The 20,372-nt window shown below is 60.8% G+C and carries 16 protein-coding genes; 12 read left to right on the forward strand and 4 right to left on the reverse strand.

What is annotated here, in order from left to right:
• Nucleotides 1-129 precede the first annotated feature (129 nt).
• The 10 genes from JQ616_RS22140 (at nt 130) to JQ616_RS22185 (ending at nt 10,044) form a co-directional block, all read left to right on the forward strand.
• On the forward strand, nt 130-1,173 hold the full coding sequence (locus JQ616_RS22140) for an NAD(P)-dependent alcohol dehydrogenase (RefSeq protein ID WP_212019102.1): 1,044 nt from the start codon (nt 130-132) through the stop codon (nt 1,171-1,173).
• 57 nt (nt 1,174-1,230) lie between these two features.
• Nucleotides 1,231-1,602: a hypothetical protein gene (locus JQ616_RS22145; protein WP_212018017.1), complete on the forward strand. Its 372-nt coding sequence runs from the start codon at nt 1,231-1,233 to the stop codon at nt 1,600-1,602.
• A 68-nt stretch (nt 1,603-1,670) separates the two neighbouring features.
• Nucleotides 1,671-1,868, forward strand: a complete 198-nt coding sequence (locus tag JQ616_RS22150; RefSeq protein ID WP_249137134.1) for a hypothetical protein — start codon at nt 1,671-1,673, stop codon at nt 1,866-1,868.
• 152 nt (nt 1,869-2,020) lie between these two features.
• Complete coding sequence (locus tag JQ616_RS22155; RefSeq protein ID WP_212018020.1) at nt 2,021-3,691, forward strand: aromatic/alkene/methane monooxygenase hydroxylase/oxygenase subunit alpha; 1,671 nt, start codon at nt 2,021-2,023, stop codon at nt 3,689-3,691.
• A 98-nt stretch (nt 3,692-3,789) separates the two neighbouring features.
• Nucleotides 3,790-4,833 (forward strand): 2Fe-2S iron-sulfur cluster-binding protein, encoded by a 1,044-nt coding sequence (locus JQ616_RS22160; RefSeq protein ID WP_433995992.1) that lies wholly within the window; start codon nt 3,790-3,792, stop codon nt 4,831-4,833.
• A gap of 49 nt (nt 4,834-4,882) precedes the next feature.
• Nucleotides 4,883-5,986, forward strand: coding sequence for an aromatic/alkene monooxygenase hydroxylase subunit beta (locus JQ616_RS22165; protein ID WP_212018022.1), 1,104 nt, complete (start codon nt 4,883-4,885; stop codon nt 5,984-5,986).
• 44 nt (nt 5,987-6,030) lie between these two features.
• Nucleotides 6,031-6,387 carry an MmoB/DmpM family protein gene (locus JQ616_RS22170; RefSeq protein WP_212018024.1) on the forward strand — a complete coding sequence of 119 codons (357 nt, stop codon included), beginning with the start codon at nt 6,031-6,033 and terminating at the stop codon, nt 6,385-6,387.
• Between the two features lie 111 nt (nt 6,388-6,498).
• Nucleotides 6,499-7,542: an amidohydrolase family protein gene (locus tag JQ616_RS22175; RefSeq protein ID WP_212018026.1), complete on the forward strand. Its 1,044-nt coding sequence runs from the start codon at nt 6,499-6,501 to the stop codon at nt 7,540-7,542.
• Between the two features lie 5 nt (nt 7,543-7,547).
• Nucleotides 7,548-8,336 (forward strand): iron-sulfur cluster assembly protein, encoded by a 789-nt coding sequence (locus JQ616_RS22180; protein WP_249137136.1) that lies wholly within the window; start codon nt 7,548-7,550, stop codon nt 8,334-8,336.
• Nucleotides 8,337-8,415: 79 nt separating this feature from the next.
• Nucleotides 8,416-10,044, forward strand: coding sequence for a molecular chaperone GroEL (locus JQ616_RS22185; protein WP_212018030.1), 1,629 nt, complete (start codon nt 8,416-8,418; stop codon nt 10,042-10,044).
• A gap of 96 nt (nt 10,045-10,140) precedes the next feature.
• On the opposite strand, the gene JQ616_RS22190 is transcribed toward JQ616_RS22185, so the two are convergent.
• On the reverse strand, nt 10,141-12,066 hold the full coding sequence (locus JQ616_RS22190; protein WP_212018032.1) for a sigma-54-dependent Fis family transcriptional regulator: 1,926 nt from the start codon (nt 12,064-12,066) through the stop codon (nt 10,141-10,143).
• A gap of 896 nt (nt 12,067-12,962) precedes the next feature.
• On the opposite strand from JQ616_RS22190, the gene JQ616_RS22195 reads away from it, so the two are divergent.
• Nucleotides 12,963-13,136: a hypothetical protein gene (locus JQ616_RS22195; RefSeq protein WP_157863303.1), complete on the forward strand. Its 174-nt coding sequence runs from the start codon at nt 12,963-12,965 to the stop codon at nt 13,134-13,136.
• Nucleotides 13,137-13,346: 210 nt separating this feature from the next.
• On the opposite strand, the gene JQ616_RS22200 is transcribed toward JQ616_RS22195, so the two are convergent.
• The 3 genes from JQ616_RS22200 to JQ616_RS22210 are packed head-to-tail and all read right to left on the reverse strand — an operon-like array spanning nt 13,347 to nt 19,736.
• Nucleotides 13,347-16,235, reverse strand: coding sequence for an NHLP bacteriocin export ABC transporter permease/ATPase subunit (locus JQ616_RS22200; protein ID WP_212018034.1), 2,889 nt, complete (start codon nt 16,233-16,235; stop codon nt 13,347-13,349).
• Complete coding sequence (locus JQ616_RS22205) at nt 16,232-18,433, reverse strand: NHLP family bacteriocin export ABC transporter peptidase/permease/ATPase subunit (protein WP_212018037.1); 2,202 nt, start codon at nt 18,431-18,433, stop codon at nt 16,232-16,234. Before JQ616_RS22205 ends, JQ616_RS22200 begins: the two co-directional genes overlap by 4 nt.
• On the reverse strand, nt 18,426-19,736 hold the full coding sequence (locus tag JQ616_RS22210; protein WP_212018039.1) for an NHLP bacteriocin system secretion protein: 1,311 nt from the start codon (nt 19,734-19,736) through the stop codon (nt 18,426-18,428). Before JQ616_RS22210 ends, JQ616_RS22205 begins: the two co-directional genes overlap by 8 nt.
• Nucleotides 19,737-19,842: 106 nt before the next feature.
• Here JQ616_RS22210 and JQ616_RS22215 point away from each other — a divergent pair, with 106 nt between their 5' ends.
• Nucleotides 19,843-20,370 carry a hypothetical protein gene (locus JQ616_RS22215; protein WP_249137139.1) on the forward strand — a complete coding sequence of 176 codons (528 nt, stop codon included), beginning with the start codon at nt 19,843-19,845 and terminating at the stop codon, nt 20,368-20,370.
• Nucleotides 20,371-20,372 lie beyond the last annotated feature (2 nt).

Below are 20,372 nucleotides of genomic sequence, written 5' to 3' on the forward strand. Positions count from 1 at the left end.
TCCCGAGATCGCAAGAACAATAGAAAGATCAATCCGTTGTGCGCTTGGCACAGCCCTTGCTCAACTACTCGGCGGGACGGCGTTCGCGCCACGTCGACAGAAAAAATATTTTTCCGGGGAGGCTCTTCAATGAAAGCTGCGGTGCTTCATGAGTTCGACGAGAAGCTGACTGCGAAGGAGTTCGTCAAATTCGAGGACGTGACTGACCCGAAGATCTCGCGCCCGATGGACGTGATCGTGCGCATCGGCGGTGCCGGCGTCTGTCGCACCGATCTCCACATCGTCGAAGGCATCTGGCGCAGCAAGGTCGACGTCAAGCTCCCATACATCATGGGTCACGAGAACGCCGGCTGGGTCGAAGCGATCGGCCCGGGTGTCGAAGGGGTCAAGGTTGGCGACAGCGTGATTTGCCATCCGCTGGTGACAAGCGGGCATTGTCTCGCGTGCCGACGCGGTGACGACATGCATGCGCTGGACAGCTCGTTTCCCGGCATCAACGCCAACGGCGGCTATGCGCAGTATCTGCTGACGGGACAACGTTCTCTGATCAAGCTGCCGAAGTCGCTCGCACCAAAGGATGTTGCTCCCTACACCGATGCCGGGCTGACGGCCTATCGCGCCGCGAAGAAGGCCTCCCGTCATCTGTTGCCCGGTGAATATGTCGCGGTGATCGGCGCCGGCGGGCTGGGCCATATCGGCATCCAGGTTCTCGCGGCACTATGCGCAGCGGAAATCATCGTGGTCGATCGCGCTGAACAGTCGCTCGAACTGGCCAAGAAGTGCGGTGCGCATCACGTCGTGAAGGCAGACGGCAACGAAGTCGAGGCCGTGCTGGCGCTGACCGGCGGGCGCGGCGCGGAGGCTGTGATCGATTTTGTCGGCGAGGGTGACGCGATCGCCAAAGGCCTGTCGATGACAGCGAACGGCGGCTACTACTACATCGTCGGGTATGGCGGGAAGATCGATATCCCGACCATCGACATGATCACGTCGGAAAAGACCATCGTGGGCAACCTGGTCGGTACATATGCCGAGCTGGTTGAGCTGATGGCTCTCGCTGATCGTGGGCTCGTCGAACTCCACACCAAGGAATACAGGCTGAGCCAGGCCAATGACGCGCTTCATGATCTGCATCATGGGCGCATTCATGGCCGTGCGGTCCTGATTCCGTAGGGCGTGTGCCGCGACATGCAAAGCTTCAGTCCAGATCATCGAACGAGGGGGGCGCGCGTGACAAAGGACAGCCGCCCCCGGCCTGCGCCGACCGTCGAGGAAGCAGCCGAACTGCAGCGCGCCCGCGATCGGATGATTGCCCGGGACAGGCTGATCGACGAGATGGTCGATAACAACGAGATGCAGATCAAGAATGAGCATGCGCGGGGTGGAGCCGAAATCGAGCTCGCGTGCGCCGTGCGTGGCGCGGCGCGTGCCGAGGCGGGACGCGACGCCCATGCGGAACTGGAGCGAGCGATTGCGCGTCTGGAGTTGCTGCGGGACGAGCATCGACGCCTGCTGGCTGAACGCGAATGGCTCGCCACGTCCTTGCTCGAGATCGACAACGGTCCTTCGAGGGATGATCAGCAACGTTCAGGGCACGCATGATGAGCAAGAGCAACGCAGCCAAGATTGCATCAAGGGAACAACCAAAAATGTCGTCTCCGCAACCGGACATGGGCGAGGAAGCCAGGTCGAAAGACGCCTTCTTCATTCGGCTGGCCGAGATCACGGAAGCGATGATCGCCGCGCACGGCAGGGATTTCGCAACCGGTGCGCTGGTCCTCTCGGCGAAATTCGTCGCCGAGGGCAAACCTCTCATCAAACGAGCCAACGGAGGTGACGAGACCGTCAGCGCCGAGAAATCGGGCTGACGTGAAACGACGAGTCAGCAGATCAATCAATCCATTTAACGGACTCAAAGTGAGTTTTGCGGCCGAGAATTTCGACAAGCCGATCCAGGAGTTTTGCCCTGGGAGTCAAGACGAGAATGCTGGAGAGAACGCAACCTTCAAAGGAGCTGAAGATGACTGCAAGTCTGACACTGAACAAGATAACCGCGCAGAAGGGGATCAGCATCGCTGAAGCGGCCAACCGTGTCGCGGACCTTGGCTGGACGCCAAGCTACGTGCAGGAAGCGATGACCTTCCCGACCGACTACAAGATATCGAAGACGCCGCGCGACCCGATGAAGCAGGTCCTGCGGTCCTACTTCCCGATGCAGGAAGAGAAGGACAACCGCGTCTATGGTGCGCTGGATGCGGCTTTGCGCGGCGACATGTTCCGCAACGTCGAGCCGCGATGGGTCGAGTGGATGAAGCTGTTCCTGGCGATCATCCCGTTCCCGGAGATCTCGGCGGCGCGTTCGATGGCCATGGTCGGTCGGCTGGCGCCGGGCGAGGAATTGCGCACCGGCTTCACCATGCAGATGGTCGATGAATTCCGCCATTCGACGATCCAGATGAATCTCAAGAAGTGGTACATGGAGAACTACATCGACCCGGCGGGGTTCGATATCACCGAAGCCGCGTTCGGCAAATGCTATGCGACCACCATCGGCCGCCAGTTCGCCGAGGGCTTCTTGACCGGTGACGCAATCACCGCGGCCAACGTCTATCTGACGGTCGTGGCGGAAACCGCCTTCACCAACACCCTGTTCGTGGCGATGCCGTCCGAAGCGGCGCGCAACGGCGACTACGCTTTGCCGACCGTGTTCCTGTCGGTCCAGTCGGACGAATCCCGTCATATCGGCAACGGCCACTCGATGCTGATGGCGATGATCAACGATCCGTCGAACCATCAGTTGCTGGAGCGCGATCTGAAATACGCTTTCTGGCAGAATCACGCCATTGTCGATGCCGCGATCGGGACGTTCATCGAGTACGGCACGACCAACCGCGACAAGAACAAGGAGTCCTACGCCGAACTCTGGCATCGCTGGATCTACGAAGACTATTACCGGACCTACATGCTGCCGCTCGAGAAGTACGGCATCAAGATCCATCACGATGACGTCGCCGCCGCCTGGGATCGGATCGTCAAGAAGAACTACGTCCACAAGACCGCACAGTTCTTCACGGTCGGCTGGTCGGTGAACTTCTGGCGTATCGAGGCCCAGACCGAGCGGGACTTCGAGTGGTTCGAGCACAAATATCCGGGTTGGTACGCCGAGTTCGGCGACTTCTGGAAGTGGCACGCCAAGCTCAGCGTGCCCGGCGAGACCAATATCCTCTTCAACAGCGAGGTGGGCTACTCGTACCCGCATCGGTGCTGGAGCTGCATGGTTCCGTGCCTGATCCGCGAAGACTTCGTCTGCGACGAGGTCGACGGCAAGATCTACACCTACTGTTCGGAAGGCTGCCGCTGGACCCACAAGGTGGCTTTCGCCGCCGAATACGAGGGCCGGGCGACGCCGGCCATGGGCCGCTTCAGCGGTCGTCGTGAATGGGAAGATTGCTATCACGGTTGGGATGTCGCCGATGCGATCAAGGATCTCGGTTTTGTCCGGCCTGACGGCAAGACCATGATCGCGCAACCGCATCTGCGCTTCGACGCCAAGGACATGTGGACGCTCGATGACGTACGCGGACACACGCTCGGGAGCCCGTTGCGCGGCTTCAGGGCGCTGTCGCCCGCCGAACGCGAGGTCGCGACGGCCGAATATCGTAGGGGCTTCAAGATCAATCCTTGCAACTAGCAAAATGCCGACGGGAGGGGCCGTTCTCTGCGCCCCCTCCCGCCGGGATCTGCAAGCGCTTTGCCGATCGTTCAGTTCACCTGCCAGGACAAGGCCCGATGATGACAGACGTGCGGATTCACAAGGTTCGTTTCGAGCCAGTGGGCGTCGAGATGGAAGTGGAAGAGGGCGAGACGGTACTTGACGCCGCATTTCGTCAGGGCATCTCGCTGATGCACGGCTGCAAGGAAGGCCAGTGCGGCAGCTGCAAGTCGAGACTCGTCGACGGCGACATCGAACTGCTGAAGTATTCGACGTTCGCCTTGCCGGATTACGAGAGCGAGACCGGACATGTGCTGTTGTGCCGGACCCACGTCTACAGCGATATCAGCGTCGAGCTGCTCAACTATGACGAGGACCTGCTCAGCCGTTCGATCGCGGTGAAGGCATTTGCCGGGCGCGTGGCGGCGATCCACGCGCTCACAGCGGATATCAGGTTGCTGGAGATCGAGATCGAGCGCCCGATGAAGTTCTGGGCCGGCCAGTATGTAGATCTCACGCTTCACGATGGCACCATCACGCGCGCCTTTTCGATGGCAAACCCGCCGAGCGAGAGCACCCGTCTGCGCTTCATTATCAAGAAATATCCGAACGGCGCGTTTTCGTCGCAGCTTGACGGGAAATTGGCTGTCGATGACGCCGTGACGGCAAAGGGGCCGTACGGCACTTGCTTCCGGCGAGAAGAGCGGCCGGGTCCGATGCTGCTGATCGGCGGGGGCTCGGGAATGTCGCCGCTATGGTCGATCCTGGCCGATCACATCGAGAGCGGGGAGCAGAGGCCGGTGCGGTTTTTCTACGGAGCCCGCACGCGCGCCGATCTGTTCTACCTCGATGAGCTGGCAGCTATCGCGGCACGGCTTGACGACTTCAAGTTCGTGCCGGCGCTGTCGCACGCCGAGGCAAATGACGGCTGGGACGGCGAGACCGGGCTGATCCACGAGGTCGTGCTGCGCCATCTGCGCGAGGAGAAATTCAGCGGCGCCGTCGATGCCTATGCGTGCGGGCCGACGCCGATGATCGACGCTGTATTGCCCGTCCTGCAAATGAACGGGGTCGAGCCTGACCACATCTATTTCGACAAGTTTACGCCGGCGGTGCGATGACGGCGTTCAAGAGTTCGTCGCAGAACATAATGGCAAAAGGGAGTGAGCAATGAGCGCACAAGCAAGCAGAGCAGCAGCGACCAAGCCGGCGGTAATCGTCAAATCCGGAGCGGCGGGGGCAGCGGTGTTCCCGGGCTCCGACAGCCGCAAGTACAACTACTTTGAACCGAAGGGCCGCAAAGCGACCCACTACGAAGACATGACGGTCGACGTTCAGCCGGATCCGGAGCGCTACCTGCTGCAGGACTGGATCATCTCCTTCCCGGACGGAACGCCGACCTATTCCAAGGATTGGACGGCTGCGAAAAGCTCAAACTGGCACAAGTTCCGCGCCGTCGACCAGGAATGGGAGCGCACGCACTATCAGCGCCAGTCGACGATCTGCGGCATGGTGCAGAACACCATCGAGAATGGCCGGAAGTCGGGAGCGCCGACCCGTTTCGATCCCGCCTGGGTGAAGATTTTGCAGAATCATCTCGGCGCCTACAAGCACGCCGAATTCGGTCTCGGCACCTCCACGATGCAGGCGCAGCGTTACGGCTACACGCAGATGGTCAACAATGCGATCCTGACCAACTCTTCCTACAAGCTTCGCTTCGCGCAGGACATCACTCTGTATCTGAGTGAAATCGGCCTCGACCTTCCCGGGTTCGACATTGCCGTCGGCAAGAAGCACTGGCTGGAAGATCCGATCTGGCAAGGCGTGCGCAAGTCGGTTGAATCGGTGATGGGCTCAAACGACTACCTGGAGCAATATTTTGCGACCAACGTGGTGTTCGAACCGCTGGTCGGCGAACTCTTCCGTTCAGGCTTCCTGATGCAGGCGGCGTCTGCCCAGAACGACTTCATCACTCCGGCGGTCGTCTCCGCCGCAGAGGCCGACTATGAGCGCAACCTCGCCAACACCGTCGAGCTGTTCCACATCCTCGGAACCGATCCGACCCACGGGGCGCAGAACCTTGCGTTGTTCAACAAATGGCTGGCCAAGCATGCCGATCTTGCGCTCGATGCCGCCAATCATCTGCAGCCGATCTGGTCGCAGCCGCGTGTCAAGGTCGCGGCTTTCGCCGACGCGCTAGCGCACGCGAAGAATCGGATCAAGGGCATCGGTGCCGAGCTTGGCCTGACGGTTCCGGCAAATCTCGCGTCGTAACCGATACTGCTTCACGTCTTCACTCAACTCTTCAGGAGATCGACATGCTGCACGAGACTGACAACATCTTCAAATCGATGAAGGACATCACGTTCGAGGACACGGTGTCGCATCAATGCGGCGTCACCATGAACGACAGCGTCGAGGCGCGCGCCATCGCGGAGGTCATGGGTCGTCATGATCATATCAAGGTGACCTACATGCCGGCGATGATTCGCATCGACGGCAGCGGCAAGATGGAATTCAAGATGGACGAGATTTCGGAAGAGCTTGGCCGGGTCATGACCCCGCATCTGTTCGAGATCTCGACCTCGACCCACTACGGCCGCATGGTGATGACGGATGACAACACCGTCATGCTGTTCGGCGACATGAACGAGATGATGAAATACATCGTCTGACGGCTGCCCGCGAACAGGCCCGGCCGGCACGACCCCGGCCGGGCTCATTCGACGACATCAATCGCGCGCCTCACAACAACGTGCAAATCCAGCGGGATCGGGAGAAACGCCATGTACAGGACGGCCAAGGGTGAAGAGATTTTTGTCATCGATGGGCATACGCATTTCTGGGATGGAAGTCCGGCAAACCAGAGGAACGTCCACGGCAAGCAGTTCATCGACTGCTTCTACGCCTACCATTCGAACCTGAGCCCGCCCTCGGAGAAATGGGAGAAGGAGAAGTTCGAGAAATACGATGCCAAGACGATGTTCGACGATTTGTTCGTCGCGGGCTATGACGACATGGCGATCTTGCAGCCGACCTATCTCACCGATTTCTACAAGAACGGATTCAACACAACCGAACGAAATTCGGCGTTGAAGAAGAGCCATCCGGATCGCTTCATCCTGAATGGCGCCTTCGATCCGCGTGACGGCACCAAGGGCCTGGAAGATCTCCATGCGCTGTCCGAGAAGCACAAGCTCAAGGGCGTCAAGCTCTACACCGCGGAATGGCGCGGCGAGTCGAAGGGCTACAAGCTGACGGACAAGGCGTCCTACCAGTACCTCGAAGCCGCACAAAAGCTTGGTATCAAGAACATCCATGTCCACAAGGGACCAACGATCATCCCGCTCAATCGGGATGCATTTGACGTGGCCGACATCGATGATGTCGCGACCTCGTTCCAGGACCTGAATTTCATCGTCGAGCATTGCGGCCTGCCGCGACTTGACGATTTCTGCTGGATCGCGACCCAGGAAACCAACGTCTATGCGGGTCTCGCGGTCGCGCTGCCCTTTATCCATACGCGGCCGGGGTATTTCGCCCATGTGATTTCCGAGCTGCTGTTCTGGGTTGGGCCGGACAAGATCCTTTACGGCAGCGACTACGGCATCTGGACGCCGAAATGGCTGATCGACAAGTTCATGGCTTTTGAAATTCCGGCCGACGTCACCAAGGAGACGGGTTCGGTGTTGTCGATGGAGACGAAGACCAAGATTCTCGGCCTCAACGCCGCGCGGATCTACGGCATCGACGTCGAAGCGCAGAAGAAAAAGATCCGGGCCGGCGGCGGCTATGCCCATTTGTCCGAAGCCGTTCACGCGCCGAGGTGATGGCCATGAAACGTGGCATTGAGGGGAGGGAGCGGCCGCCGGGCCGCTCGTCAGATGACAAGCAGGCCGAGATATGGGCCTGCTTGCAGGGTGTGATGGACCCTGAACTCGACGAGTCCGTCACCGATCTGAATTTCGTGACCAGGGCCGTTGTCGACGCGAAGGATCACGTTCACGTCGAGTTTCGCTTGCCGACCTATTGGTGCGCTGCCAATTTTTCATTCCTGATGGCGGACGACATGCGCCGCGCCATCGGTGCGTTGGACTGGGTCAAGAGCGTCAGCGTGGTCTTGGGCGAGCACATGTACGCCGACAAGATCAATGCGGGCCTCGCGCAGGGTCGCTCGTTCCAGGAGACGTTTGGTGCCGAGGCCGATAGCGACCTCGACAGCCTGCGTCAGACGTTCCTCGTCAAGGCGTTCCAGCGCCGGCAGGTTGCGCTGCTCAGTCACCTCATCGCGTTGGGGCAATCGCCGGCGGAGATCGTGAGCCTGACGTTGACGGAGCTCGGTTGCCTGCCGCTCGACGATGCGGGTGAGAAGCTGGTTCGGCGCTATCTCGAGCGGCGCGCCGTCGCGGGTCCGGCAAGCGGCGATGGGCCTGGCTTTGTCGATTCAAACGGAGCGCGGCTGAAAGCCGATGGCCTCGCCGGATATCTATCGAATCTGCGGCGCGTCGGCATCAATGCTGAATTCAACGGCGCGCTGTGCCGCGGCCTGCTTGCTGCGCGGTTCGACCTCGAGACACCGTTCGTACCGAAATCGAGAACGATGCCGGCGTCGCCCGGCACGTAACGGTTGCCGTGATGCGGCTGCGCAGCATCGATAACAAGTCGAGACCAGACGAGTTTCAAGACAAAGCCGGGGAAATGCGATGCCGAAGATCATGTTGCACGATGAAGCTGCGCGGGCCGCGCTGGGCCGAGGCGTCGCCAAGCTCGCCAAGGCGGTGCGCGGGACGCTGGGACCGAAGGGCATGAACGCGATCATGGACCGACCGATCGGCACGCCGATCGTTTCGCGCGATGGCGTCAGCATTGCCAGCGAAATCGAACTGGAGTGCCCGTTCGAGAATATGGGTGCGCAGGTGTTGCGCGAGGTTTCAGCGAAAACCAATGAGGTGGCGGGGGACGGCACCACCACGGCCACAGTTCTCGCCGATGTTCTCGTCCAGGAAGGACTGAAATGTCTGGCGGCCGGCGCCAATCCGGTCGAGCTGGTTGAAGGGCTGGAGCTTGCGGTTGCTGAAACCATCACGGCGTTGCGACGCTCGGCGAGACCGCTGCAGGGGGCTTCTGGCCTGCGGGCCGTTGCAAGCATTGCCGCTGGCGACAGCGCGCTCGGCGACCTGGTTGGCGAGGCCTTCGAGCGCGCCGGCAATCACGGAATCGTCGCGGTGGAATTCGGCAACACGGTCGAGACAACGCTGGAAATCGTCGAAGGCATGGCCTTCGATCGCGGCTATCTTTCACATCACATGGTCACCGATGTCGAGAAGATGCAGGTGGTTCTCGACAATCCCTTCATCATCATGACTGATCTCAAGATTCAGACCGGGGAGCAACTGGCTGGTGTGATCTCGCTCATCGAGAAGAGCGGACGACCTTTGCTGATCGTCGCTGAGGAAGTGGCGCCATCGGTCATCATGCAATTGCTGGCGCGACGGGATAAGTCCAATTTCAAGGTCGCCGCGATTCACCCGCCGGAGTTCGGTCATTGGCGCAAGGCGATGCTCGAGGATATCGCGATCACGACAGGAGGGCGCGTCATCTCGGCCGATCTGGGCGGAAGGCTCGAGAAGGTGGAACTGCACGACCTCGGGTCTGCGCGCCAGGTGCGGATTTCCGCCTCGAAGACCTTGATCACGGCGGGAGGTGGCGATCAGACGACCATCGCGGCGCGACGCGAGCAGGTGTTGCGCCAATACGATGCTGCTCCCGAAAATATTGAGCGAGACAAGTTTCAGGAACGTATCGCCAAATTGGCCGGCGGCACAGCGATGATACTGGCCGGCGGTGCGACGCCGGTCGAGCAGAAGCGCCGGACCCAGTTGATCGAGGATGCGATCAACGCGACCCGCGCCGCGATCGAGGAAGGCATTGTGCCGGGTGGCGGAGTGGCCTTGCTCAGGGTCGCTGCAAGTCTCGACGAATTGATCAATCGGCTGAACGGAGGCGCCAGGCAGGGCGCCGAACTGCTGCAACGCGCGCTCAGCCGGCCGCTTTTCTACATTGCCGCCAATGCCGGTCTGGACGGAGAGGCGGAGGTCGCGAAAATTGCAAAAGCCAGGAATGGCCACGGGCTCGACGTGCGCAATGGCTCGGCGGTCGATCTTGTCGAAGCCGGCATCGTCGACCCGGTCAAGGTCTGCTACAGCGCGGTTCGCAATGCGGCATCGGTGGCCGGATTGATCCTGACCACGCAGACCTTGATTGCCAAGAAGCCGGATGACTTCGATCCCACCGCTGGCCCGGCCCGGGGCGGTGGTGCGGAACTGCTTTGACCGGAGCGGAATCGTCGGTTCGAAGTGAGCGGTGGTCCGCTCATCGTTCGGCATGCTGCGATGTTCGCAGCATGGCCGTTTCAAGGCACTATGGCATCACTCGGGTTTCGTTTGTCCGAGAGCGCGATAGATGGTGTTTCTTGAGACGCCGAGACGTCGCGCGGTTTCGCTGACGTTTCCGGCGGTCTCGGCATACACCACAAGGATTCGCGCGCGGTGGCTGTCGTGGAGCGATCCCGAGTCCGTTCCGGGGTGCTGAACGATGTTCTCCGCGCTGGCTTCGTTGATAAAGCCGTCCGCAGCGGCAAGGGTGAAGCGCGCCAGAGCGTTGCGGAGCTCGCGGACGTTGCCGGGCCAGGGACGCGCGGCGAGATGCGCAATGTCCGTCGGGGTGATTTCGCAGTTCGGATCGATCGAATTGAGCAGATGGCGAACGATGGCATCAAAGTCGTTGCGATCGCGTAGTCGCGGCAGGGTGACCTCGAGCGTATTGAGGCGATACAGCAGGTCGGATCGGAACCGGGCCTCGGCGATGGCCTTGTCCAACCTGGCGTTGGTGGCGGAGATGAGAAAGACGTCGACCTTCGATCTGACGCCGCCGACGGGACGCACGGTCCAGTCATCGAGCAGGCGCAGAAGCACCGCCTGCAGCGCGACGGGCATGTCGCCGATCTCGTCGAGGAACAGGGTGCCGCCGTCGGCCTCCTTGACCAGTCCAATCGCGCCGCCACGCCGCGCCCCGGTGAACGCTCCCTCGGCATATCCAAACAGCTCGCTCTCGATCAGGCTATCCGGCAGGGCGGCGCAATTCACGGGCACGAACGCGCCGGTTCGCCCACTCGCCATATGGGCGTGGCGGGCAAGTTGTTCCTTGCCGGTTCCGGTCTCGCCGCGGATGAGGATGGGCATCTTGCGTGCTGCGGCGGTCTCGACTTGACGGACGATGGCACGAACTGCGGGGTCGCGCGCAACGAAGCCGGTGGCCGTGCTCTGAAGAGACCGTGGCTCTAGCTTTGAGTCCTTTCGGGCAGATGATGATCTCGCGATCTCGCGGCCTTCGGATTCGGATCTCGATTTCTGGACGCTGCGATGCGTGATCAACTGGCGTCCTCGCGCATGCAGCACCACGATGGCGCCGATGCCGGAGCGCTCGTTCTCCACGAAGTTGAAGCTCGCGTTGGGAAGCAGCTCCTTCAGCCTGCTCGGCCATTCATCGAAGGGAACCGTCTTCAAGAATCGGGTCGGCGCGTCGTTGTGAATGCCGTTGCGATCATGCTGGAGCGCGTTCAGGGCACGCTCGGTGGCGTGGAGGATCATGCCACGACGATCGAGCACGATGCATTCATCGTTTGCCCATTGCGATCTCTTGGCGAGAAAGCGGCAAAGCAACTCTTCGTGTTCCTGACGGACCGATTGGGCCAGCACGCTTTCCACGTGATGGCCGACCGCGACGGCCAAAGCCATGCTCTGTGGGTTGAAGGTGCTTGCAGGACCCGAGATATCGACCACCCCAAGCAGTTCGCCATCGGTCGGGTCATGAACCGGGACGGCAGCGCAGGTCCACCGCTGCACCTGTGAGCAGAAATGTTCCGTACCGTGAATTTGGACAGGTTTCGATTCCGCTAGCGCGGCGCCAATCGCATTGGTGCCGATGTCGGCCTCGCTCCAGCGGCCTCCGTGTTCGAGATGGACTGCGCGGCCGGCGTCAATGACCCGGTCGTCGCCCTGCGTATCGATGATCAGGCCGCTCGGATCGGTGAGGATCATGATCGAGTTTGCATCGCGCAGGAACGTCTTTGAATTCTCGAGCGCGCAGCGAGCGGCATGGCGGAGCGACGCGTATTTCGAGCGATGACGAAACAACTCGGCGTCAGCGACGAGCGGCGCTCGCGCACGGTCGACGGTGACGTGATGATTCCTGGATCGCTGCCACGACGCCGCGACCGGTGATCTCAAGTCGGATGGCAACGCTCCGCGCTCGACGAACTTCTCCCACGCCGCCAGCACTTCCCGTTGGTCCATCCCGGCTCCTCCGACGTGAAGGTGCTGGACCCGCTCATGACGGGTCGCGCGATCCTTCACTTGAATGGGGGACTGCCTGCTGAAACTGCCGGTTCGCTCATGCAAAGTCCGACGCCAACAACCCCTTCCGGGCCGCCGTGACGGCCGCCTGAAACAGGGCCCATACCCGTCGTACCCGCCGTCAAGACGACGCCGCCTTTTCGATCAAACAACCCCTTCAGCGTCCCTCGTCCCAGACGTCCGGGCCTTTCTCTCGAGCCCGTTGACCGCATCAGCGTATACTTTTCGAATGGCTCTAGCAAAGGTAGCGATCGAAGTTCCGCCGGGCCGCGGCCCGATTTGCTCGATAGTCCGGCGAGGGCGCGGCTGTGCTGCGGCGCAGCATCCGAGAATCGGTGTGTGCGCTCGCATCTTCGGCCACGTACGAACGGCGGCTTTTGACGAGCTACGACAGGTCCACGTTCGCGCGAGTTAGGCCGCCCTCGATAGGAAAATAGAATGTCGGAAATAGTGGGTCTAGCCATGTAGCGAGCTAGCAACTCGAACCTTCGTATCCAACGCCAATCACCGATTGACCACCGAAACCCCGTGAACAATCGACGATAACAGTGGTCAATCAGGATCGAGCTTCATTGTTTTTGTTGTTTTTTTCGGTCGCTGATTACGTTCGGGACGTAGGTCTGCGGGCCGGCAACGGGAGCTGAAAGGCCCCTATAAGGTTGATATGAACCTCTGGTTCTTCATCGTTGGGATAAGAGATTGCAATCGCGCCAAATGCGAGCGTCAGCCGCGCGCTTCCAAAGCGTGACGCGGATCACAGCGACGAGCCTGGTGACCTTGTATGCGAGTGATCACGGCTTGAGGGGATGGCCCCTCCCGAAAACAGGAGAATGGCTATGAACAAGTTCGACCATGAAATGTCGATGGAAGCCCTCGATCGTGTTGTCGGGGGTGCGGATGGGGATGGCAACGGTACCGGTACGGGTAACGGTGGTCACGGCCTCGTTCGCGGAATCAAGCAGGTCATCGGCGCGGTGGAAGGCATCGTCAAATCAATTTGGCCCTTCTGATCCTCGCTGGAATCCGCGTTGTCACGCGATCGCCGATGGACAAGGCGGCATACTGAGGCAAAGCTTGCTGCGCACCGAATGCGCAGCAAGCTGCTGTGCATCACGCTTTCCTGTATTCTTCCTGGTTCGCGGCCCGCAATGATCGCCAGCCATGTCATCGGATAGGTGACAATAGGCTCGCAAGCCGGGCTCAGATAGACCGGCGGGCCGCTAGGCGACAAGCTGTCTCCGCGCAAACTCCGCGAATGGGCCGTTTCCACCTGTCAGCTCGTCGTAGCTTCCCGACTGCACGATCTTGCCACCGACCAGCATCACGATTCGATCTGCGTGGCGGATTGTGCTCAGGCGATGTGCAATGACAATCCGCGTGACGTTGAGCCGCTCCAGCGACGCGCCGACGATCGCTTGCGTCTGATTGTCGAGTGCGCTTGTTGCCTCGTCAAAAAGCAGGATGCGTGGCGAACGAGCCAGCGCGCGGGCAATGAGCAGCCTCTGGCGCTGTCCACCCGAGAGCGTATTGATGCCTTCGGCAACGAGCGTGTGCATACCCATCGGCATCTGCCGAATATCGGCGTCGAGCGCCGCCAGCCGCGCGGCCTCCCAAGCCTTGTCCAGCGTCAGGTCGACGCCGCCGCAAATATTTTCGTACAGACTGCCTGTCGCCAGCTTCGTGTCTTGCAGCACAACCCCAAGCTGGCGTCGCACATCATTGATCTCGATCGTGTTCAGCGCTTTGCCATCATAGAAGATCGTTCCGGCTTCCGGTCGTTCGAAGTCCAGCAGCAATCGTAACAGCGATGATTTTCCGCTCCCTGAAGGACCGACAATCGCCACATACTCCCCCCTCGGAACGCGCAAGGTGATGTCATCAAGAACCGTAGGTCCACCCTCGATATAGCGGAAGGTGACGCCGGAGAACTCGATCTCGCCTATCAACTCGCCCGCCGGCCGTCGATCTTGTGCGATCTCGGCGGCAGCGGAGAGAATCGGCTTCATCCTGGTGAGATGGGGGATGACCACCAGCGATTCGCTCATGCTCGAGGCAAAGTTGCCGATCGCTGCCGTGGTCTGGCCGAATGCGGTGAGGAAACCTAGAAAGGCGCCGAGATTGGCCAGGAGCTGACTGTTGGTGCGCCAGGCGATCGCAAAAATGATCAATGTGGCCAGAAGAGGAAAGGCCGTCTCGAAGACAACCAGAACGTTAGCCGCTCGCTGCGAGGCGATGAAGTAGCGCTTCTGAACAGCGAATTGTCCCGACCATCGCGCCAGTGCCCGACTTGCGGCGTTCGCCACGCGAAGCTTGCTGACGCCGGCAATTAGTTGCAGCACAAAGCCGCTGACCTTGCCTTGCAGATTGAAGTGCTTGCTTTCGTAGTAGATTCGTACGGCGCTGGTTGCGACGATTGCGGCCGCCCGGAGCGCGATCAGCAGGAGCGCGATGCTGCCGAGCCGGAGGTCATAATAGAGCATGAGCCCAATACTAAAAATGCCGAACAGGGCCGATGTAAAGCCTCGCAAGGTCCGTCCGGTCACGATCTGGCGCGTCGCTTCAATGCCCATCGAACGGTCGACCAAATCTCCGGTCGTGTAGTCGCGAAACAGCGACGCCGGTAACCTGAGCAGGCGATCGATGAGGGCGGCCTGGAGCCTGTAGTCGAGCAGGCCTTCGAGCCGGAGGGTGACCAGTCCCTGCATGCCTTGCAGTCCCGCCATCGCGATCGCGGTGACAGAGAGAGCCGCCGCGCAAACGACGAGCTGGTCGATCTCCGTGCGTGGGATCACGGAATTGACCAGCAGATTTGTTACCAGCGGCGGTATCAGCGACAGCAGCCCGATGGCGATGATCGCGAGGACCATGCGAACCATGCTGGCGGAGAGGCCCCCGCTTGCGAATGACAGCAGATCACCATAGCGAAGCGGGTGCGCGGGCAGGACTTTGTAGAAGCTGATCGCTTCCGGTGCGAGAGCGTTTGCGACCGAGCTATTGACCGGTCGCCGCCATCCCTGTTTCGGATCGATCATCGTGTACCCGCCGCGCCGGTCACGGATCAGGGCGACCGGGTCGCGTTCGGGCCCATGCCACCCCAGCAGGGGGCCGGCATCGGACCTCCACCAGCGATCGCGCAACTGGACGCGACGAATTCGTAACCGCGATGCCCGCGCGATCTGCAGAATGTCGCTGAAACTCTGGCCTGCGGGATGCGTTCGGCTTGCATGAGCGATGGAGCTTCCCGATGCGTCGGCGACGAGGCGGCAACTGTCGAGCAGGGGGTCGCCGGAATCCAGCTCGACCTGCGCACGACCGGTTGGGGCCGTGACAACTTCGGACAGGCGCTCGAGGGCATCCAGCGTCCGCGCACGGGTCAGTTCGGCTCGCCGGGCCAGTTGGTGCCGCTCGGACGACCTTTCATCTCGAAGCCTCCGCTCCAGACTGGCGACAATCACGACATGGAAGCGGTCGAGGGCCGGCCAGACCAGAGGTAGTTGAGGTGCGGTCGGCTCTGCTATGATCCTGGCGCCGCTCTCGCCAGCTTCCAGCGAGGTCTCCGCTGTGAGCGGAATGAAGGGACCCCCGGCCTCGAGCTCGGGGTCGAGACCCAGTATCTTCGCGCTTCCTGCATCGATGCGGGCCCACACGATGCTTCGCTTCGGGCCGCGGCAACGTTCGCCCGGACGCAGTTCTCTCGTTTCGCCACCGATCAGTTCGGAAGCGTCGTCCGATCGGGCCGAGCCGGCCGCGAGCGAGGACAGTCGGGCGATCCAGCCGGAGATGCGATCCGTGGCGATCTCGTTTCGCGGGACTGTGGTGATTTCCGCGTCAGGGCCCCCGACTGCGACGATCTGCAGCCGCATCGCTGACCGTTCACAAGCCGTGTGCAGGTCCAGTATTACTTCACCAATTTCGCATCTCAGCAGATGATGTCGGACGCCATCCGCCTCCACCGCGAAGATATCGATATGACCGGCACTCACCTCCAGCGCGTGATCGCGTTCGTTGAGGAGAACGGGATGCCGCGGGTCGATCGCTGTGCGGCGAGCGGCGGAGACGGCAATCGGCCTTACGTTCACATGCTCATCTTTGGTAACGGGGTTACTCATTCGCTTGTCACGAGCCTCGCGTAGGCGCCCTGGAGCGCGACAAGCTGTTCGTGGGTGCCGCGTTCCACGATCCGGCCATGCTCCAGCACGATGATTTCGTCGCAATCGCGCACCGTGCTCAGGCGGTGCGCGATAATGATACAGGTGCAACCTCGGCGCCGCAGGTTGTCGTCGATGACTTTTTCCGTGATCGGATCGAGGGCCGCCATTGCTTCGTCCAGGACGAGGATCGACGGATTGCAAACCAGCGCGCGGGCGATCTCGATACGTTGGCGTTGCCCTCCGCTGAAGTTGCCTCCACCCTCATTGATGTGGCAGTCGTAGTTTCCGGGACGCGTTGCCAGGTCGTGATGGATCAGTGCATCCCGCGCGGCGGCGATCAAGTCGCGCTCATCCACCGTCGAATCCCAAAGGGTCAGATTGTCGCGCGCGGTCCCCTCGAACAGAAATATGTCCTGATCTACATAGGAGACGGAATTTGCGAATTCCTGGGGTGGAATGTCCGTCAGCTTCCATTGATCGAAGAGAACTTCTCCCGCCCACGGCTCGTACAGCCCGCAGATCAATTTGCCGAGCGTCGATTTTCCGCTACCGGAGACGCCGACAAGCGCCACGCGCGATCCCGCGGGGATCGCCAGCGACAGGTCGGCCAGCAGCGGCGGTTCCAGAACCGAATAGCCGAAGCTGATGTTGCGAAGCTCGACCCTGCCAGCAAGCTTTGGTGGAATGTTATCGACGACGTTGCCGAGCGGCTTGCGCCGGAGTGGGTAGTTGCGAATATCCTCGAGCCGTTCAAGCGCTCCCTTGATCGTCTGCAGGCCGCCGAAATAGTTGACGAGATTCTCGAATGGTTCCGAGAAGTTCGCCGCCAGGGATTGGAATGCGACCAGGCTGCCAAGTGTCAGCGAGCCTTCGATCACCCTCAAACCACCTAGCCCCAGGATTGCGGCAATCATCAACCCGGAGAGCAGCGTCGGCATCATGTCGAGGATGATGGCCGATGCACCGAGCTTCTGTTCGGCGTTCAGATTGTTGGCCTGGAGGCCCGCCCATTTGCCAAACGCATCATCCTCCAGGCCGCTTGCCTTGATGGTTTCGATGGTGCGCACCAGGCCCACCGTTGCGCCCAGGAGCTTGCCCCGTTCAACCGCGAGCCGGTAGCTGAGCTCCTGCCGTCGTGCCCCAATCAGGCGAAGCAGCAGAAGGTTCAGGAAGGCGATCGCGATGCACAGCACCGTCAGGCTGACGTCATAGACCGCCATCGCGCCGGCAAACAGAAGCACCGACGTCAAGCTGAGTGCGTTCATCGCAATACCGCCGGACAAGAGACGCGCGATTTGCTCGTTTGACGCGACGCGGCTGGTGACGTCCCCGGCATGACGCTGTGTAAAAAATTCCAGCGGCAGCGCCATCACACGCCAGAGGAAGCGGCTGGTCATGACAACAGAGAGCTTGGCCTGCAGCCGTAACAGCACCGACTGACGAACCGCGACCATCACCGCGCGACAAGTTGCCGTCAACGCCATTCCGATCAGGAGTGGCATGAGCCAGCTATCGCTGTGCTGAATCAGGATGTTGTCGACAAAAATCTTGGAAAAGCCCGCGGCAAGGATGTTGGGAATGACAAGCACGATACTTACGATCACCAGCAGGACAACCGCTGCCCTTGAGTGGCGCAACTCTCGCAGCAGCAGCCCCATCCCATTGGGCTTGCTGCCGACCGTTTTGAATTCGTCGCCGCGCTCGAAGACCAACACCACCCCGGTGAAGGCAAGATCGAGCTCGACCATGCTGATGCGTCTGCGGCCGCTCGCGGGATCGTTGATGTAGGCGTGCCTGCCCTTGATACCCTCCAGCACCACAAAATGATTGAAGTTCCAGTGGATGATACAGGGCGTCGGGAGCTGGACCAGTGCGGACGGTTCGACACTATACCCTCTTGCAACAAGGCCATATCGCCGCGCCGCCCTGACAATATTGCTGGCCTTGCTGCCGTCGCGCGATACGCCGCAGGCAATGCGGAGTTGCTCCAGAGGAATCCAGGCACCGTGATAGGCGAGAATGGTCGCGAGCGCCGCAGCGCCACATTCGACCGCCTCCATCTGCAGGACGACGGGGGTCCGCTTCACCTTCTTGCGCAGCAGTCCCGACAGGCGACCGTGCCGCGCGTTTGCTGACGCAGGAGAGGGCTTATCCATCTATTCCCGTGAGGTGCCTGATCAAGGGGATCACCAGATCGAGCGGCCGCTGTCGCCGAGTTGTGATTTCGGCGCGCGCCAGCGTCCCGCTCGTCAAATGAGTGGAGGGTCCCTTGCCCACGGCCCAGCGATAACCCGTCGCGGTGGACTCATCTTCCTGAAGAGTCACCTCAGCGGCATATGGCGCGCCATTGTGAGAGAAGCGGGATACCAGGCTTTCATTGTGCAATGCTGCGCTGATGCCTTGAGGCGTCATCGGGAAGTCAGAGACGCTCAACACCGTACCCAGCATCATGCCGAACTCTTCGCGCTTGACGGTGCTCGGCTCGAGATGGACCGCCATCCCCGGCCTGATCTGCTTGCCATGTTCAGCCGGGATATAGACGACGGCCTGCAGCTTGCGGCCCTCGCTTTCGATCTGGACCACGGGCATCCCGACCGTGAGCACCGAGCCGGGAGAGATCTTCACTTCGAGGACACGGCCTTCCATCGGACTGAGGACCTGCGTATTCTGGCTTAACTGCTCCGCGGCTGCACTCACCTGCCGGCGCGCTTCGTTCAGGGTGAATTCGGATTGCTGAACGTCGCGTTCGCGCTGTGTCTCCAGGTCCGTCTTCTGCGCCCTGAGCTTGAGAATCTCATTCTGCGCGTCGAGGCGGCGTTGCTGCGCATCGCTTAGTTCCTGGCGCCGGTCCTCCAGACTGCGTCGCGTCGTGTAGCCCTTCGCGAGCAGCCCTTCGAGGTTCTTGACGTCGACCGACAGATAATCGACGCGCTGGCCGGTCGCCTTGATGACTTGCTCGAGCGCGGCTTCGAGTTTCTCGAAATTCTGGCTCTTGGCGGCGAGCTCGGCTGCGACCTTCGACTTGAGGTCGGTATATTCGCGCTGGCGCTCCCGGAATACTTCGACCGCCGCCTTGTGCTTCTGCTCAATGTCGGTCTGAACGATCTGAGCGATCGGCTGACCAAGGTCGACGTGGTCGCCGACCGTGACGGCAACGGACTGTAGCCGGCCGGCAGCGGCCGAGACCGCGTCAACCACCTTGCCGCCATTGCTGATCAGGATTCTCTCGCCGGAGACGCGGGTTGGCACGCGCCCAAAAATGCCCCAGACGACCGCGGCCACCACCGCAACGAGGAAAACGACCGTGATAATCCAGTCCGCAGGCCTGGTGATGACGACGAGCTGATCAAGCTGTTCGGGAGAGGCCGCGCGGTCGAGTGCGGTCGCCCGAAATGCCCGTTGCGGCTCGGAGGTCGCACTCCTATTCTCAGGTTGTCCGAGCGTTTCCGAGGTGGACATATCAGCACGCAAAGGACTGAATTGATTGAATGAATATGCCGGCATTTTCGCATAGATCAGACGTGGTCACAACAACGACCGGCGCGAAATCGGTGCCGAGGTTCGAATGCGCACGCTGAGCGGCAGGGCAACGCGGTTGTTTGCAGTGCACGCGCAGCAGGCCGTGCTCGTGACGAGTGTAGCGCTGGGTCTGCTATGGTCCCCTGTGTCACGGGCCGGGGTCCTTTCCGAGAGCGATCGCAAGCAGGCGGAAAGCTTGAAGCCGTTGTTTGCGAATCTGATGAGTGATCTCGTCGAGACCGTCAAGCGCTCGGACGTGCCGAACGGGGACATCGTCTGTGTCAACTCCACGATCCGCGAGCTTCTGCAGATCTCCGACGAACTCGCCAGTTACGAGTATCTGATCACGATGGAGAAGGATTTGACCGACGTCGGTGACGACAGTCCGTTGCGAGGTGTCGTCAAGTTTGCGGTCGATAAAACCAACGTCATTCTGACCGGCGAGAGAAAGCGGCTGGTTCAGTTGTCCGAGCAATGCAACAAAAATCCGGTGGGGTTCGGCAAGGCACAGGAGGCCTTGAGAGTCATCGATACAACGACTGGCGTCCTGAACTCCATCCGCGATCGCCTGTAACG

Source organism: Bradyrhizobium tropiciagri (assembly GCF_018130545.1).
Classification (GTDB): Bacteria; Pseudomonadota; Alphaproteobacteria; order Rhizobiales; family Xanthobacteraceae; genus Bradyrhizobium; species Bradyrhizobium tropiciagri_A.

Excerpts from the sequence above, each read along its gene's own strand:
- JQ616_RS22140 (WP_212019102.1), top strand. The coding sequence starts at position 130 with ATGAAAGCTGCGGTGCTTCATGAGTTCGACGAGAAGCTGACTGCGAAG.
- JQ616_RS22150 (WP_249137134.1), top strand. The coding sequence starts at position 1,671 with ATGGGCGAGGAAGCCAGGTCGAAAGACGCCTTCTTCATTCGGCTGGCC.
- JQ616_RS22155 (WP_212018020.1), top strand. The coding sequence starts at position 2,021 with ATGACTGCAAGTCTGACACTGAACAAGATAACCGCGCAGAAGGGGATC.
- JQ616_RS22160 (WP_433995992.1), top strand. The coding sequence starts at position 3,790 with ATGATGACAGACGTGCGGATTCACAAGGTTCGTTTCGAGCCAGTGGGC.
- JQ616_RS22165 (WP_212018022.1), top strand. The coding sequence starts at position 4,883 with ATGAGCGCACAAGCAAGCAGAGCAGCAGCGACCAAGCCGGCGGTAATC.
- JQ616_RS22170 (WP_212018024.1), top strand. The coding sequence starts at position 6,031 with ATGCTGCACGAGACTGACAACATCTTCAAATCGATGAAGGACATCACG.
- JQ616_RS22175 (WP_212018026.1), top strand. The coding sequence starts at position 6,499 with ATGTACAGGACGGCCAAGGGTGAAGAGATTTTTGTCATCGATGGGCAT.
- JQ616_RS22180 (WP_249137136.1), top strand. The coding sequence starts at position 7,548 with ATGAAACGTGGCATTGAGGGGAGGGAGCGGCCGCCGGGCCGCTCGTCA.
- JQ616_RS22185 (WP_212018030.1), top strand. The coding sequence starts at position 8,416 with ATGCCGAAGATCATGTTGCACGATGAAGCTGCGCGGGCCGCGCTGGGC.
- JQ616_RS22190 (WP_212018032.1), bottom strand. The coding sequence starts at position 12,066 with ATGGACCAACGGGAAGTGCTGGCGGCGTGGGAGAAGTTCGTCGAGCGC.
- JQ616_RS22195 (WP_157863303.1), top strand. The coding sequence starts at position 12,963 with ATGAACAAGTTCGACCATGAAATGTCGATGGAAGCCCTCGATCGTGTT.
- JQ616_RS22200 (WP_212018034.1), bottom strand. The coding sequence starts at position 16,235 with ATGAGTAACCCCGTTACCAAAGATGAGCATGTGAACGTAAGGCCGATT.
- JQ616_RS22205 (WP_212018037.1), bottom strand. The coding sequence starts at position 18,433 with ATGGATAAGCCCTCTCCTGCGTCAGCAAACGCGCGGCACGGTCGCCTG.
- JQ616_RS22210 (WP_212018039.1), bottom strand. The coding sequence starts at position 19,736 with ATGTCCACCTCGGAAACGCTCGGACAACCTGAGAATAGGAGTGCGACC.
- JQ616_RS22215 (WP_249137139.1), top strand. The coding sequence starts at position 19,843 with ATGCGCACGCTGAGCGGCAGGGCAACGCGGTTGTTTGCAGTGCACGCG.